The 14,698-nt window shown below is 65.1% G+C and carries 15 protein-coding genes and 2 pseudogenes; 9 read left to right on the top strand and 8 right to left on the bottom strand.

What is annotated here, in order from left to right; genetic code table 11:
• The first annotated feature begins 12 nt into the window (after window positions 1–12).
• The 3 genes from AC1DTW_RS25900 (at window position 13) to AC1DTW_RS25890 (ending at window position 2,161) form a co-directional block, all read left to right on the top strand.
• Window positions 13–525, top strand: coding sequence for an MOSC domain-containing protein (locus AC1DTW_RS25900; protein WP_477984498.1), 513 nt, complete (start codon window positions 13–15; stop codon window positions 523–525).
• Entirely contained in the window at window positions 525–1,475 is a 951-nt protein-coding gene (locus tag AC1DTW_RS25895) for a PDR/VanB family oxidoreductase (RefSeq protein ID WP_477984496.1), read from the top strand. The genes AC1DTW_RS25900 and AC1DTW_RS25895 overlap by 1 nt, the downstream gene beginning before the upstream one ends.
• A 71-nt stretch (window positions 1,476–1,546) precedes the next feature.
• Window positions 1,547–2,161 carry a 2-hydroxychromene-2-carboxylate isomerase gene (locus AC1DTW_RS25890; RefSeq protein ID WP_477984494.1) on the top strand — a complete coding sequence of 205 codons (615 nt, stop codon included), beginning with the start codon at window positions 1,547–1,549 and terminating at the stop codon, window positions 2,159–2,161.
• Window positions 2,162–2,257: 96 nt separating this feature from the next.
• Here AC1DTW_RS25890 and AC1DTW_RS25885 read toward each other — a convergent pair whose 3' ends face one another.
• Both AC1DTW_RS25885 and AC1DTW_RS25880 read right to left on the bottom strand, forming a co-directional pair.
• Complete coding sequence (locus AC1DTW_RS25885) at window positions 2,258–2,395, bottom strand: hypothetical protein (protein ID WP_477984492.1); 138 nt, start codon at window positions 2,393–2,395, stop codon at window positions 2,258–2,260.
• 201 nt (window positions 2,396–2,596) lie between these two features.
• On the bottom strand, window positions 2,597–3,589 hold the full coding sequence (locus AC1DTW_RS25880) for a LysR family transcriptional regulator (protein WP_477984490.1): 993 nt from the start codon (window positions 3,587–3,589) through the stop codon (window positions 2,597–2,599).
• A 278-nt stretch (window positions 3,590–3,867) separates the two neighbouring features.
• Between AC1DTW_RS25880 and AC1DTW_RS25875 the strand changes: the two genes are divergently transcribed.
• Both AC1DTW_RS25875 and AC1DTW_RS25870 read left to right on the top strand, forming a co-directional pair.
• On the top strand, window positions 3,868–5,211 hold the full coding sequence (locus AC1DTW_RS25875) for an MFS transporter (RefSeq protein ID WP_477984488.1): 1,344 nt from the start codon (window positions 3,868–3,870) through the stop codon (window positions 5,209–5,211).
• 23 nt (window positions 5,212–5,234) lie between these two features.
• Window positions 5,235–5,752 (top strand): annotated as a pseudogene (locus tag AC1DTW_RS25870) (2-hydroxychromene-2-carboxylate isomerase).
• A 205-nt stretch (window positions 5,753–5,957) separates the two neighbouring features.
• Here the strand turns inward: AC1DTW_RS25870 and AC1DTW_RS25865 are convergent.
• From AC1DTW_RS25865 to acuR, 5 genes and pseudogenes are all read right to left on the bottom strand, one after another.
• A complete protein-coding gene (locus tag AC1DTW_RS25865) occupies window positions 5,958–7,604 on the bottom strand; it encodes a thiamine pyrophosphate-dependent enzyme (RefSeq protein ID WP_477984486.1) in 1,647 nt (548 codons plus the stop codon).
• A 2-nt stretch (window positions 7,605–7,606) separates the two neighbouring features.
• On the bottom strand, window positions 7,607–8,584 hold the full coding sequence (locus AC1DTW_RS25860) for a Bug family tripartite tricarboxylate transporter substrate binding protein (protein ID WP_477984484.1): 978 nt from the start codon (window positions 8,582–8,584) through the stop codon (window positions 7,607–7,609).
• A complete protein-coding gene (locus AC1DTW_RS25855) occupies window positions 8,581–8,730 on the bottom strand; it encodes a hypothetical protein (RefSeq protein WP_477984482.1) in 150 nt (49 codons plus the stop codon). Before AC1DTW_RS25855 ends, AC1DTW_RS25860 begins: the two co-directional genes overlap by 4 nt.
• A 10-nt stretch (window positions 8,731–8,740) precedes the next feature.
• Window positions 8,741–9,724 carry an acrylyl-CoA reductase (NADPH) gene (gene acuI / locus AC1DTW_RS25850; RefSeq protein WP_477984480.1) on the bottom strand — a complete coding sequence of 328 codons (984 nt, stop codon included), beginning with the start codon at window positions 9,722–9,724 and terminating at the stop codon, window positions 8,741–8,743.
• 1 nt (window position 9,725) lies between these two features.
• Window positions 9,726–10,399, bottom strand: a pseudogene (acuR, locus tag AC1DTW_RS25845) (acrylate utilization transcriptional regulator AcuR).
• Window positions 10,400–10,498: 99 nt separating this feature from the next.
• Between acuR and AC1DTW_RS25840 the strand changes: the two are divergent.
• The 4 genes from AC1DTW_RS25840 to AC1DTW_RS25825 all read left to right on the top strand — a co-directional run bounded on the left by AC1DTW_RS25840 (window position 10,499) and on the right by AC1DTW_RS25825 (window position 13,709).
• Complete coding sequence (locus tag AC1DTW_RS25840; RefSeq protein WP_477984478.1) at window positions 10,499–11,680, top strand: acyl-CoA dehydrogenase family protein; 1,182 nt, start codon at window positions 10,499–10,501, stop codon at window positions 11,678–11,680.
• A gap of 23 nt (window positions 11,681–11,703) precedes the next feature.
• On the top strand, window positions 11,704–12,366 hold the full coding sequence (locus AC1DTW_RS25835; RefSeq protein WP_477984476.1) for a CoA transferase subunit A: 663 nt from the start codon (window positions 11,704–11,706) through the stop codon (window positions 12,364–12,366).
• Window positions 12,363–13,028, top strand: coding sequence for a 3-oxoacid CoA-transferase subunit B (locus tag AC1DTW_RS25830; protein WP_477984474.1), 666 nt, complete (start codon window positions 12,363–12,365; stop codon window positions 13,026–13,028). Before AC1DTW_RS25835 ends, AC1DTW_RS25830 begins: the two co-directional genes overlap by 4 nt.
• Window positions 13,029–13,154: 126 nt before the next feature.
• A complete protein-coding gene (locus AC1DTW_RS25825; RefSeq protein ID WP_477984472.1) occupies window positions 13,155–13,709 on the top strand; it encodes a helix-turn-helix domain-containing protein in 555 nt (184 codons plus the stop codon).
• 263 nt (window positions 13,710–13,972) lie between these two features.
• On the opposite strand, the gene AC1DTW_RS25820 is transcribed toward AC1DTW_RS25825, so the two are convergent.
• A partial coding sequence (locus AC1DTW_RS25820) for an NAD(P)(+) transhydrogenase (Re/Si-specific) subunit beta (protein ID WP_477984470.1) occupies window positions 13,973–14,698 on the bottom strand: 726 nt, incomplete at its 5' end.

Below are 14,698 nucleotides of genomic sequence, written 5' to 3'. Positions count from 1 at the left end.
TTCGACCACGACATGAGCCAAGCAACTGAACATCCAACCACCACCGCCGGCCCTGCCTGGACGGGGGTCGTCCGCCATCTTCACAAGGTGCCGCGCGCCTTTCTGCCGATGCGATCATTTTCCGAACTCACCCTGCTGGCCGGCAAGGGGATCGAGGGTGACCGGTACATGATCGGACAGGAGACAGGCTTCTACTCTCACAAGCCCGAAGAGGGGCGCCAGATCACCCTCTTCGAAATCGAGACCCTTGAAGCGCTCTCGCGCGACGCCAAGATCACGCTCTTGCCTGAAGAGCACCGACGGAATGTCACCGTCGAGGGGGTGCCGCTGAATCACCTGGTGGGGCGACGGTTCTGGCTGGGCGAAACCCTGCTGGAGGCCACCCGGCTGTCGACGCCTTGCCGGCACATCGAGGAGATTCTGGGCAAGGCCGTCTTCGACCCACTGATCAACCGTTCGGGCCTGAACTGCAGGATTCTTCAGGGTGGTGTCGTGCGTGTCGGCGACATTGTTCGGCCGGCGTGATGGCACGCCCGATCAAGACGGTCACCGTCGATGTCGTAGGCATGGACGAGCCGCGGCCAGGCGTCAAGCGCTTCACGCTGGCCGATCCCGACGCTTGGACCTTGCCGCCATTCCGTCCCGGAGCCCACATCGATGTGCATCTCGGCCCGCACTTGGTGAGGACCTATTCCCTGTGCAACGACCCGGCGGATGCCGCGCGCTACGTCATCGCCGTCAAGCGAGATGCCGACGGTCGTGGTGGTTCGCGATTCATGCACGACGAGTTGAAGCTCGGCTCACGCATGGGCGTCTCGCTTCCGCGTAGCGGCGTCGAGGTCAGTCCCCGAGCCATGAACATCTTCATCGCCGGGGGCATCGGCGTCACGCCGTTCGTCTCCGCCATCCTCGACATGGAGCGGCAGGGCCTGTCGAACTACACACTGCACTGGTCGAGCATGGGTGAGCCCAGCCTGCTGGACATGCTGGAGCCCGCGGTGTCGGGCGGCCGCGTTCGGCTCTACAACACGCTGGTGGATCCCCGGCCCGATCTGGCCGCCATTGTCCGCTCCGGTGGGCCCGAGGCGAAGGCGTTCTGTTGCGGTCCGGCGGGCATGCTTGACGCCTTCGAACGGGAAGTGGCCGACTGGCCGGCCGATCGAAGGCACATCGAGCGCTTCACACCACCAAGAGTGGCGGTGAATGCCGATGCCAAGCCCTACGAACTCGTGCTGGCCAAGAGCGGCCAGCAGATCACCGTGACGCCTGAACTGGGCCTGGTGGGCGCACTGGAGGCCCTGGAGGCTGATGTGTCGGTGTCGTGTGCAGGCGGCATCTGCGGCGCCTGCCGAACACCTTGGCTGGAAGGGCCGCCAGTGCACCGCGATCGAGTGCTCAGCGCAGCCGATCGCGAACATGAGGTGATGGTTTGCGTTGCAGGCTGTGCCGGCCCGCGGCTGGTTCTGGATCTTTGACGGGTTGGGATGCTGGCCACTGATCAATCCCGCACATTTGCGGCTGGTACCGAGATTGAAGGGGGGGTGCCATGAGCAACTCGACCATCGACTACTATTTCTGGCTGAATTCGGACTGGGCCTACTTGGGGGCCGACCGGCTGGAGGCGCTGGCCGCCCGTTGCAAGGTGCAGATCGTGTACAAGCCGGTCAACCTGCCCCAGGTCTATTCGCGCACCGGGGGCGTGCTGTTGGGGCAGCGTGCGCCCGAGCGGCAGGCCTATCGGGTGACCGAGTTGAGGCGTTGGTGCCGCAAACTGGGCATCCACGTGAATGCCCAACCGAAGTTCATGTGCCCCAATGCCGATCTTGCGTCGTGCATCGTGATTGCTGCAGATGGGATGGGCGCGCCGGTGACGCCGCTATATAAAGCCGTCTTGCACGCTGAGTGGTGCGAGGACCGCGACATCTCATCGGAAGAGACGCTGCGCGCGATCCTGCGGGAGCAAGGGCTGGACGACGGGGCACTGCTCGAAGCGGCGCGTCGGCCCGAGGTCGAACGGCGCTACCGGCGCTTCACCGATGACGCCGTCGCTGCGGGCGTTTTTGGCTCCCCCTCGTATGTCTATCGGGGAGAGCTGTTCTGGGGCCAGGACAGGCTGGACATGCTCGAGGAGTGCATCACCGGGTCAAGCCAGGTTTGGTGATGGCAAATGAGTCCACCGTGAGTAGCGGCTGACGCGCATCTTCGATGCATCCGTCAGCCCGCGAGTCACCCTGCACCAGCACCTCAAGGGACAGTACTACGCGCTGATGGCCGCGCGCGATCTCGCCACCCCCAACCCCCGAGGCGCGACCGCGCGCACCGCGAATTCTTCGATCCGCTCGCGCACGCCTTCATCCGGCTGCGAAGGCGCCAAGGCGGAGTTGCTGACTTTCATCGCGGGCAGGTTCCGGGCCGTCCTGGGCGAGCCCGGTCGGTCAGTGGCCGCTGCGCGAAAACCGACCCGCGCCGCGGCGGGCAGACAGTCGGCCCAGGCCGCCGCAACGGAAGGTCCCGTGGCCGCAGGGCGGGCGCGCTCAGTCATGCGCACTCAGGCTGAAATCGTCTCTGGCCTGCGGTGTCGACCATGAGCGCCGGATCACGACCGGAGAGGGGCCCCCTCGGCTCCTCGGAAGCAAGCACCTTCCACTGCGCCTTCAAGAGCGGCGGGCGGGTGTCGCGCCGGGCGCGTATTGGCAGACGCAACCGGCAATGCAGCCGACTCGGCGACTTCGATTGCCGTCGAGATCAGTCTTCGAATCAGGGCGAAGTCCTTTCGATCCGAACGCGTGATCACGACGACTCTTCTTCGCATCGACGGCTTGCCGATCCTGACCTTGCGAAGTTGATACTCCTTGAGCAGTGGGTCCGGAATCCTCTCGGGAAGAATGCTTGCACCCATCCCCGACGAGACCAACCTCAGCATGGAGTCGATCGTCTCCGTCTCCGCGACGAAGGTTGGATGCAAGCCGCTGCTGTGCAGCATGCGACGCAGCGCGTAGTGTTCAGGAAAGCCGATCAGGCGCAGCGAAGCCGTCATGAGGTCGATGTCGTCCTCGGCCGGGCAGCCAGGCCCCACGACCAGACACATGACATCCTCGAACAGGGGCGTTGACGCGAGCTTGTCCGAGGCGACGGCGGTGTCGTAGACAAAACCGACGTCCGCCTTCCCGTTCTCGACCAGGTCCACGACGTCCGGAGAGCTTCGCCCCATGACCGACAGATTCACCCTCTGGTGTTGGCGCGAGAACTGCGCCATCACGTCGCCCAGGAAGTAGTAGCTCAGGGTGTGAACGCTGGCGAGCCGGAGGGTTCCCTCCAGGCGGTCATCGCTGTTCTTCAAGGCGGCCAGCACGGCATCGATGGCACCGAACGCCGGGCCTGCGCGCTCCAGCAGCCTGCATCCGGTGTCCGTCAACTCCATACCGCGGCCGGTTCTCAGAAAGAGCGGGCAGCCGAGACGGGTCTCGAGCGCAGCAAGCTGCCGGCTGAGCGCCGGCTGAGTGCAGTCCGTCTCCTCGGCGGCGCGCGAAAGGGATCGCAGTTCCGCGATCTTGAGGAAGTACCGAATCTGCCGGTCAAACGAATCCATCGACGCCTCGCCCTACGACGAATGCATCAGTCGGAACACGAATGGGCGCCGAAACTGCCGAACCGTCAAGCATGGGCAAGCCAGGAGTTCAGCAAGCATCATGCCCGGTCTCGGCGCAGGCCAGATGCTCTATCGCTATGTTGGCTCAGTGTGGGCACCTGCAGCACCCGCCCTGCAGGTCCGAATAGCTGCTATGCGCGCTGATGCATGGCGCGGTAGGCGGCGCTTCGTGAAACTCCATGGGCAGATTCGCTCAAATTCAACCTTGGTGGGGTGCCATGGACTCAGCAGCTTTCACATTGCGTCGCCACGGCCGCAAGGCCCACGTGACCGTCGGATTGGCCAGCATGATGGGTACCACGATCGAGTGGTACGACTTCTTTCTCTACGGCACCGCTGCGGCGCTGGTGTTCAACAAGATCTTCTTTCCCGCGTTCGACCCGATCACGGGCACGATGGCTGCCTTCGCGACGTACGCTGTGGGGTTCTTCGCCCGTCCGCTGGGCGGCATCGTGTTTGGACACTACGGTGATCGCTTGGGGCGGAAGTCCATGTTGCTGATCACGCTGTTTTTCATGGGCGTGCCGACCATCCTGATCGGACTGATTCCGTCATACGACTCGATCGGGTACTGGGCCGCGCTGTTGCTCGTTGTGATGCGATTCCTGCAGGGGGTGGCCGTCGGTGGGGAGTGGGGCGGCGCCGTGCTGATGGCGTTCGAGCATGCGCCGGATGGCAAGAAGGGCTTCTTCGGAAGCCTGCCGCAGGTCGGTGTTGCGCTGGGCCTGATCCTCTCGTCGTTGGCGATGGGCGCGATGGCCAAACTGCCGGAGGCAGACTTGCTCGCCTGGGGCTGGCGCATCCCGTTCCTTGCAAGCGTGGTCCTGTTGTTGGTGGGATGGTTCATCCGGGCGCGCGTGGCCGAATCGCCCGACTTCGAGCGCATGGCAGATCGCGGCACGCGCGTCGAAGTGCCGATCGCGAAGGTGCTGAAGCAGTACCCGCGGGAGACCGCGGTGGTGATCGGCGCCCGACTCGCCGAGGTCACCTGGTTCTACACCACGGTCACGTTTTCCCTGGCGTACGCGACAGGTACGCTGGGAATCGCCCGCGCCCAGATGCTCGATGCCACGATATTGGGCGCCTGCGCCGCGCTGGCGACGATGCCGCTGGCGGGCATTCTCGGCGACCGGTTCGGAAGCAAGTGGGTCTTTGCCTTTGGCACCGTCGGCATCATCGTGTGCGCTCCGCTGTTCTTCGACCTGCTGCAGTCCAAGCAGCCGCTGCAGATCAAGCTGGCGCTGGTGATGGCGGTCGGGCTTGTGTACGCGACCTTGTACGGCCCCGAAGCCGGTCTGTTCTCGAGCCAGTACCCCGCGGAGGTTCGATACACCGGCATTTCGCTCGCGGTTCAAGTCTCGGGCGCCATTGGCGGGGGTCTGGCGCCCATTGTCGCGACGTGGCTGCTGGCCAGGGGCGGCGGCGATCCGCGCTACGTGGTGTGGTATCTCTCGGCGTTGGGTGTCGTCGCGCTGCTGTGTGCCGCCAAGATGCATGGTGAGTCGCGGTTCGCCGGCGGTCCGGCGATGATGAGGTCTCCCCTGGAAAGCGTTGACCCGTGAAAGTCATCGACTACTACTTCTGGATGAACTCGGACTGGGCCTATCTCGGGGCCGACCGGCTGGAAGAGCTGGCTGCGCAGAAAGGCGCCACGATCCAGTACAGGCCGGTCGACCTGCCGCACGTGTATTCGGAACCGGCGGCACCATCCTTGCGCTGCGTTCGCCCGAGCGCCAGGCCTATCGCATCGCCGAACTCCGGCGCTGGTGCGCACGCCTCGGAATCCACGTCAACCCGATGCCGAAGTTCATGTGCCCGGATGCGGGGTTGGCGGCTCGAATCGTGATTGCCGCCGACCTGCGCGGCCTGCCCTGTCACGCGCTCTACAAAGCCATTCTCCATGCCGAGTGGTGCGAGGACCAGGACATTTCCGACGAGGCCACATTGCGCTCGGTGCTTCATTCGCTGCGTCTGAACGACGATGAACTGGTGCGCGAGGCGGACTCGGACAGCGTCAGGGGCGCCTACCGCGAATACACCATCACGGCGATCGCCGGCGTCTTTGGCTCACCTTCGTACGTGTACCTCGGCGAGGTCTTCTGAGGACAGGACCGCCTCGACGTTCTCGAAGAGGCGCTCGACATAGACAATCCTCGAGGGCTGGACCAGATATCCGAGGATTGATCCCTGTGACAATTCGGGACTCCATGCCCCCGGACTCACAGCCGATATCCGGCCCGTAGAAGTGCTCGAGGAGACCGTCGGTGGCGGAGGCCCGGGACTCCGGCGCTACAGGTCCAGAACCAGGCTAGGCTTGTTGACGGGCAAGTGAGTCTGCCAGCGAGAAGCCTACGTCGCTGCAGATCTCGATCAGTGCGGGGCCGGGGTGGGCAAGAGCGGACTCGACAAGTGCATCCGCGTTGGCCGCGTTGTCGATTCGGCACGCATAGGCGCCAAAGGCGCGCCCGAAGGCCACGAAGTCCGGATTCTCAAGCGTTGTTCCGTGAACCCGCGCTGGATAGTGGCGTTCCTGATGCGACCGGATGGTGCCGTACGACTCGTTGTTCGAGACGAACACCTTGAGCGGCAGGCGCCTCGAGGTGGCCGTGATGAACTCAGTGCCGGTCATCAGGAAGCCCCCGTCACCGCAGAACGAAAGCACCATCCGGCCCGGGTGCCGCATCGCGGCAGCCACGCCGGCCGGAACGCCCATGCCCATCGCGCCGCAGGATGTGCTGAGCATGCGCTGACCGGGACGCAGCCTGAAGATGCGATGCACCCATCCAGCGAAATTGCCGCTGTCGCAGGTCACGACGCCGTCCAGCGGCAGGCGGGCCGCGGCAGCCTGCACCGCGTGGCCCAGTACATCCTGCAAGGGCACAGCAGCGGCCGACCAGCCCTGCGTGGCCTGCAGTGCCAGGCCGGCGCGGGACAGCCATGCATCGCGCGTCGGTGGTGTTCCCCGTGGCGCCTGGGACACGAGTTGGCGCGCGAACGCACCTGCGCTGCTGACCACGGCCAGGGTCGCTTCGTAGTGTCGACCGATGCCGCGGGCATCGACATAGACGTGAACAAGCCGCTGTCCGTTGCGGCCGAGTCGCAAGCTGTAGCCGTGCGTCGTCAGGTCGCCGAGCCGCGTGCCGATCGCCAGCACCAGATCCGCGTCGTCGATGACGGCGCGGTGCTCCGGCGAGCCAAAGAACCCCATGTGCCCGAGCCACAGAGGGTGATCGTTGGGGAAGAGATCCTGCTGCTTGTTGGTGACGACGACCGGTGCATTCCAGCGTTCAGCCGTCCGGACGAGGTCCGCGCGAAATCTGTCGTCGCGGCATTCGCCGCCCGCGATGATCACGGGGCGTTGCGCGGCACCCAGAAGCCCAAGGGTCCGCTCGATGTCTTCCGTGCACGCGGACGCAAGCGCGAGGCCGTGCACGCGCGCCGTCGCGTCGCCGGCCTCTGCCATCAGGACATCTTCCGGCAGTTCCACGACCACCGCGCCGGGCGTCGCGCCGCGGGCTTCGGAAAAGGCACGGGCCATCAACTCCGCAGCCTTGTCTGGCGTGTCGATCCGACCGGACCACTTCACCAAGCCCGTCAGACCGCCGGGACTCAGCTCCTGAACGGCGTCCCGCCCGAGATGGGAGTTCTCGACCTGGCCCATCAAAACCACGAGTGGGACGGCATCCTGCTGGGCGACGTGCAGTCCGAGCATGGCGTTGGCCAATCCGGGCCCCCGGCTCACCATCACGACGCCAGCGTGTCCGGTCAGCTTTGCGTCTGCCACCGCCGCCAGGGCGGCGGAGCCTTCATGCCTGCAGGTGACGACGTCGATCGACGGCGTGTCGCGCAGCGCGTCCAGAAGCGCCAGAAAGCTCTCGCCTGGCACGTTGAATGTCCTGTCGCAGCCGTGGGCCAACAGGCTCTGCGCGACCAGATCCGCAACCCGGTGCCTCATCGTCATTCCGCCAAAGGCAACTTGGCGTCGACAACGAACTTCTTGAAGTTGGCGATGTCGGCGACGGAGTCGCTCGTATAAGTCTCGGGTGTCGATCCGCGAATCGGAGCCGCGCCGATCGATGCCAGGCGCGTCTCGAAATTGCGGTCCTCAACAATGGTCCGGAGCGCTTGAGCGAGCCGATCAATGACAGGTCGGGGCGTGCCGGCGGGGGCTGTGACGCCGAACCACGGTGAGATGTCCATCCCGACAGCCCCTGCCTCACGGAGTGTGGGAAGGTCCGGGAGCGCGGGGGAACGCTCGTTGGCGGCGATGGCCAGTGCCTTGAGCTTCCCGGCCTTCACATGCTGGGCCACTGTCGATTCAGTGAAGAAGCCGACCTGCACGATGCCTCCGATGAGGTCCGAGATCGGCTGGCTGCCACCGGGATAGCTGACGAACGTCATCTCCAGGTGGTTCTGCAGGCAGAACAGGGCACCCCCTATGTGCGCGGAAGCCGCGTACGTGCCGCTGTAGTTGAGTTTGGTGGGTTGGGCCTTGGCCAGCGCGATCAGCTCCCTGACCGACTGGGCCGGCAAGGTCGAATTCACCACGAGCAGCACGCGCTGCCGGGCCACCTTCGCGATCGGTGAGAAGTCCTTGATCGGGTCGTACGGCAGGCTCTTGAAGATGGCCGGTGCGCGGGTCTTCACGGACTCCACGTCGAGCATCAGCGTGTAGCCATCTGCCTTCTGCTTCGCGACGAAGCCTGCCGCGATCGTGCCCCCGGCTCCGCCCTTGTTCATTACCAGGACAGGCTGCTTCAGCTGCTTTGAAAGCTCCTCACCAATCACGCGGGCCACGATGTCGGTCGGGCCGCCGGGAGGGAAGCCCACGATCAGCTGGATCGGGTGATTCGGAAAGTCCTGTGCGACAGCTGCGCCCTGCAAGGCGGTCATGCTCGACAGCGCGACGACGAGGATCCTGAGAAGCTTGATCACGGCGGTTTCTCCTTGAAGGGAACTGAATCGGGGGTCACGTGGGGTCCGTTGTCATCCGCCGGCATCTCGGGGTCGCGCGCCTCAGTCGCGGGCGGCTGCGGTGCCTTGGCGAAGATGAAGTCGAGCGCGGATGCGGCGGTGTCCACGGCGAATCGATCAGCGGTTCACGTCGACCACGAGCCGACCGCGGACTCTGCCGTCGAGAAGTCTCGTGGCTGCGGTGATGGACTCCTGGAGGTCGATCTGCTGCGTGGTCGCATCGAGGTCCATTGCCGACAGGTGGCGTGACAGGCGCTCCCAGGCTGTCACGCGCTCGTGCCGCGGCCGGGTCACACTGTTGACGCCCAGCAGGCTGACACCACGCAGGATGAACGGGGCTACCGAGGCATGGAAGTCGAGCCCTTGGGCCATGCCGCATGCGGCGACGGCGCCGTCGGCTTTCGTCGAGGCACACACGTTCGCCAAGGTGTGGCTGCCGACCGAGTCGATCGCCGCTGCCCAACGCTCCCTCTGCAAGGGCTTGCCGGGTTCGCCGAGGAGTTTTCGGTCCATCACTTCTGCAGCGCCCAGCAGCCGCAAGTAGTCGGACTCTTCCGGCCTGCCGGTCGATGCCACGACGCGATAGCCCAGTTGCGCCAGCAGCATGATCGCGAAGCTGCCCACACCGCCCGCGGCGCCTGTGACGAGCACTTCCCCATGGGACGGCTTCAGCCCATGCCGCTCCAGCGACATGAGGCACAGCATCGCCGTATAGCCGGCTGTCCCGACCGCCATGGCACGGCGCGAAGACATGCCGTCGGGCAGGGGGATGAGCCAATCGGCGCGCAGCCGCGCCTTCTGTGCGAGGCCGCCCCAATGCTCCTCACCGACACCCCATCCGTTGAGAAGCACGGCTTGGCCCGCACTGAAGGCTGGGCTTGAAGAGTCGATCACGGTGCCCGCCAGATCGATGCCAGGGACCATCGGGAATCGCCGCAGCACCGGTCCCCGGCCCGTGAGGGCCAGGGCGTCCTTGTAGTTCAGCGTGCTGTACTCGACGGCGACGGTGACTTCGCCCGCCGGCAGTTGTTCATCTTCCAGCAGTTGAACGCCGGCTCGGTAGCCGGCAGCATCCTTGTTGACGACGATGGCGCGGAACACTTCAACTCTCCTTCGCGAATGGGTTTGCAGGGCTGCAGGCGGGCGATGGCTTGGGCAGCGAACGCAAGAATGCGTTCGCGAAGACATCGAGCGGGCTGATGGATCGCACCAGCCGTGCCCGCAGGACAGCGCCCTCCCAGCCGATCCAGAAGAAGGCGGCCAGTTCGTCGCAGTCGGCGTCCAATGTCACCGTGCCGTCCCGCTGTGTTAGGCGGAAGCAGTCGGCCGTGCGCCGCTGCCACCTCAGCAGCATGTCGTCCAGCACCTGCCGGAACCCGTCCGGCAGGTTGCGATTTCCTCACCCAGGTTGCCGACCAGGCAGCCGCGAGTGAAGCCATGACGCCTCAGCCCCAGCTTGGCGTCGGCGATGAAGGCGCTGAGTCGTTCGAGTGGCGCAAGGTCTTCGCACCCAAACCAGCGATCCAGCTTGTGCAGGAAGTAGGCGGCGTAGGCGGCCATCACTTCACGGCCGAAGTGTTCCTTGCTCGGGAAGTAGTTGTAGAACGACCCCTTGGGCACCCCGATGCGCCGCAGTACGGTGTCGATGCCGGTTGACGCGAACCCTTGTTCGGTCAAGAGCGCCATGCCGGTCCTGACCAGCGCTTCGCGTGTGGTGACACCACGATCGAAGGCTCGGGGTGGGCGGCCGCGCCGCGGCACCTGTTGTTCTTGCATGACGAGAATCTAGACCGACCGGCTAGAAAAGGCAATACACTTTGTGTCGCACAGGACACGAGGTGTCGTTCAGATCGCGATGAGGAGCAAGTGAGAGTCGTGAAGATCGCAGGCAAGGACTTCTTCAGGGAACATGACCGCGAGTTGCCCGCCGAGGAACTTCGCCTCGTCGGCGAGGCACGACGGTTCTCGTACGAGGATCTCGGGCCCGAGGCCCGCCGGGCGTTTGCCGCCGGCGAGCCGTTCGACCGTGGCATCGTCGACCGCTGGGCCTCGCTGGGCATGTTGGGGCTGCAGGTCGACCGCAGCGAAGGTGGCTTCGGCACCTCGTACCTGTGCAAGGTACGTGTTGCCCAGGAACTGGCCGTGCACGGATTCGCCGCTGCGTTCTGTCTCAACAACATGCAGGGAATCGCCACCCGGCTATCCCGGCACGGCAGTGTCCGGCAGAAAGCCGAACTGCTTGGCGGGCTGGTGTCCGGCCGGTGGCTTGGCGCGCCGGCCATGACCGAGCCTGGCGGGGGCAGCGACCTTGCAGCGCTGACCAGCAGCGTGGTGCCGGTCCCCGATGGTTGGGTGTTGAACGGAACGAAGGCCTGGGTCAGCAATGGTCTCATCGTGGACTGGGTGACGCTTCTGGCACGGGCTCCCGATGGCGCCGGGTCCAATATCGCCAGCTTCCTGGCGCCCTGCGTGGGTGCTTCGGTGCAGCGCGCGGAAATGCCGATGCCCGGAGCGCGCTCGTTCCGCCTGGCTGAGATCTCGTTTCGAGATCACTTCGTACCCGACTGGGCCCTGCTGCACTTGCCCGGCACCGCCCTGAAGACGTCGCTGGACTCCATCAACGCCGCTCGCGTGCATGTGGCCGCGATGTGCGTGGCAACGCTGCTCGGGGCCTTTCGTACGGCCTTGGAGTATTGCGGCTCTCGCGTGGCATTCGGCAAGACGCTGCTGGAGCACCAGGGGCTGCGCTGGAGCCTGGCGGACGTGGCGATCCGGTTGGAGGCCGCCGATGCGCTCGTGCTCCGAGCCACGCGGGCGGTTCAGCAGGGTGACGATGTCACGGTGCTCGCTGCACAGGCCAAGGCCTTTGCAGCGAGCGTCGCGTTTGACGGCGTCGAGGCGTGCATGCGTGCCATGGGCGCTGTCGGCGCGAGCGCAGTTCATCCCCTGGCCATGCACGCCACGGAGCTGCGGTTGGCGACCTATGCAGATGGCACTGACGAAATCCTGCGAGACCGTGTCGGGCAGCGGCTGCTGACCACCTACCTCGGCGTATGAGGCTTCGATTGGAGGAGTGAAGGGTGCGCAACGTTGTCGTTGAGAACGCTGACCAGGCCGTGGCCGGGGTCCGGGATGGCGCGTCCATCTTGATGGGCGGATTTGGTGGTGCCGGCCTGCCTCGCGGACTGATCCGGGCGGTTCTTCGCCAGGGCGTCAGGGACCTGACGGTGATCTCCAACAATGCCGGAGCCGATGCGGACGATCTGTCGCTGTGGTTCGACGCCGGGATGGTGCGCAAGATGATCTGCTCGTATCCGCGCAGCGCGGTGGCCTTCACCGAGCAGTACCGCGCAGGCAAGGTGGAGTTGGAACTCGTGCCGCAGGGCACCTTGATCGAGCGGATCCGCTGCGGCGGCGCGGGGCTCGGGGGGTTCCTGTCACCTGTGGGGGTCGGAACGGTGTTCGAAAAGGGCAAGGAAAGGATCGAGCTGAACGGTCGGGCTTACCTGCTGGAGAAGCCCATACGCGCCGACTTCGCTATGCTCAAGGGTCGCAGGGCGGACACGCTGGGCAACGTCGTCTACAACAAGACGGCACGCAACTATTCACCGGTGATGGCAACAGCCGGCGATCTGACCGTCTTCGAGGTGGACGAGATCGTGCAGCCAGGAGAACTGGACCCGGAAGCCGTCGTGACGCCCTGCATCTTCGTGAACCGGGTCTTCCGACCGGAAACGCCATGACACCTCTGACCCGAAGCGCTCTGGCCCGACTCGTCGCGAGCCACCTGCCGCCGAACAGTTTCGTGAACCTGGGCATCGGGGCACCGACTGCGGTGGGCGATTTCGTCTTACCTTCAAGCGGCGTGATGCTCCACAGCGAGAACGGCATCCTCAACATCGGGCCCAGACCGCCCGCGGACGAGGAGGATCCCGACCTGATCAACGCGGGCAAGACGCCGATCACACTCGGCACGGGCGGTTCGTATTTCGATACGAGCCTCTCGTTCACGATGATGCGCGGCGGGCACCTCGACATCGCGATCCTGGGAGCTTTCGAGGTATCCAGCCGGGGTGACCTGGCCAACTGGACCACGGGTGGCGACAGCGGTGCGCCGCCGGCGATCGGCGGTGCGATGGATCTGGCGGTCGGCGCCAAGCAGATCTGGGTGATGATGGACCACGTCACCAAGGATGGTCGCCCGCGCATCGTGCGGGAGTGCGCTTACCCGTTGACGGCAATGGCCGTGGTGAACCGGATCTTCACCAACCTCGCCATCATCGACGTGACTCCGCGAGGCTTGGTTGTCGAAGGGATGCTCGACGCCTTCACGCTCGCGCAACTGCAGCAAGTTACCGACGCCCCGCTCGTCGCATCCGGTAGCTTGCGCATCATCCCTGCTTAGCTGCGTCCGCTCCCGAGGTCCTGTGCACGGCGTGCCACAATTTCGGTCTGTTTCACTCGAAGTGTTCGCTGTCCGGCAGGGGGATGAATACCCTGCTGTGGCGCGGGCAGGAAGACAAGCGCGACCGTGGCAGTCAATCTGAAACAACATCGCCTACAGCGGGGCCTGACGCTTGAGCAGATGGCCAAAGATGCAGGTCTGACCAAGAGCTACGTGTCGAAGGTGGAGCGGGGACTGTCGACGCCGTCGATCGGATCTGCGATGGGCATTGCTGCGGCCCTGGGCATAAGTGTTGAGCGGCTGTTCGGCCAGGCCGATGGACCCGATGAGCCAATGACGATCATTCGGGCCGGCGACGGAGCCAGCAAGGATCCGGACGCCTACCTGACCTTGGTCGCCGGGGCCAACCCGAAGGGGATCATGCGAGCCTTCGTCGTGCGTCCCGGCAACAAGGGCACACGAGGTCGTGCGGCCAGCCACCACGACGGCGAGGAGATCCTCTTCGTGCTCAAAGGTCGCATTGAGTTGCGCGTGGGCAAAAGCATCCAGACGCTGGGTGTCGGGGACTGCGTGCACTTCAATTCTTCGATGCCACACCAGCTCAGTTCCGTCGGCGCGACGCCGGCCTCCGCACTGGTGGTCGTGGCTGCAAGTCAGGCTGGGGCCTCGCGCGGTCGCTGAGGTGCCTTCCCGGGGCTTGCCATCTCTCTGCCGGCCGCCATGGAATTCGTTGCCCTTATGGCGGCGCCAGGTCAGGCGTGAGCGGTGCGCAGAGCGTTGTCGAGATCCGATCAGAGTTCGTTCACGTCTCCGATGCCAATGCTCAGCCGCAGCAGTGATGACGGCAGATGTGACCTGGCCAAGCGACACCTCTGTGTTTCACGAACGCTCGGGAAGCTGAAAGCTCGTTGGCAAACGCGGCCATATGAAATCGCTCGACAGCCCTAGATCGCCTTGACCATGTCCTCGACGACCTTCTTCGCGTCGCCGAACACCATCATCGTCTTGTCCATGTAGAAGAGTTCGTTGTCCAGGCCCGCGTAGCCGGCGGCCATCGAGCGCTTGTTGACGATGATGGTCTTGGCCTTGTAGGCCTCGATGATCGGCATGCCGTAGATCGGGCTGCCCTTGGTCAGCGCGGCGGGGTTCACGACGTCGTTGGCGCCGAGGATGATCGCCACGTCGGCCTGGCCGAGCTCGCCGTTGATGTCTTCCATCTCGAAGACCTGGTCGTAGGGCACCTCGGCCTCGGCCAGCAGCACGTTCATGTGGCCCGGCATGCGGCCGGCGACCGGGTGAATCGCGTACTTCACGGTCACGCCCCTTTCGGTCAGCTTGGCCGCCAGTTCCTTGACGGCGTGCTGCGCGCGCGCGACCGCGAGGCCGTAGCCCGGCACGATCACCACCGTTTCGGCGTTGCCGAGCACGAAGGCGGCATCGTCGGCGCTGCCGCTCTTGACCGGGCGCGCCTCGGCCTTCGCACCGCCCGCGGCCGCGGCCTCGCCGCCGAAGCCGCCGAGGATCACGTTGAAGAACGAGCGGTTCATCGCCTTGCACATGATGTACGAGAGGATCGCGCCCGACGAGCCGACCAGCGAACCCGCGACGATCAGCATCGCATTGTTCAGACTGAAGCCGATGCCCGCCGCGGCCCAGCCGGAGTCCGGAGT

It is taken from the genome of Rhizobacter sp. P5_A1 (assembly GCF_056400745.1).
Note: the sequence above shows the minus strand (reverse complement) of the source record. Positions and strands in the feature narration are given on the sequence as shown.

Bases quoted from the DNA above. Each gene is read 5' to 3' on its own strand.
- AC1DTW_RS25865 (WP_477984486.1), bottom strand. From the start codon at position 7,604: ATGAGGCACCGGGTTGCGGATCTGGTCGCGCAGAGCCTGTTGGCCCAC.
- AC1DTW_RS25880 (WP_477984490.1), bottom strand. From the start codon at position 3,589: ATGGATTCGTTTGACCGGCAGATTCGGTACTTCCTCAAGATCGCGGAA.
- AC1DTW_RS25875 (WP_477984488.1), top strand. From the start codon at position 3,868: ATGGACTCAGCAGCTTTCACATTGCGTCGCCACGGCCGCAAGGCCCAC.
- AC1DTW_RS25890 (WP_477984494.1), top strand. From the start codon at position 1,547: ATGAGCAACTCGACCATCGACTACTATTTCTGGCTGAATTCGGACTGG.
- AC1DTW_RS25885 (WP_477984492.1), bottom strand. From the start codon at position 2,395: ATGAAAGTCAGCAACTCCGCCTTGGCGCCTTCGCAGCCGGATGAAGGC.
- AC1DTW_RS25895 (WP_477984496.1), top strand. From the start codon at position 525: ATGGCACGCCCGATCAAGACGGTCACCGTCGATGTCGTAGGCATGGAC.
- AC1DTW_RS25830 (WP_477984474.1), top strand. From the start codon at position 12,363: ATGACACCTCTGACCCGAAGCGCTCTGGCCCGACTCGTCGCGAGCCAC.
- AC1DTW_RS25900 (WP_477984498.1), top strand. From the start codon at position 13: ATGAGCCAAGCAACTGAACATCCAACCACCACCGCCGGCCCTGCCTGG.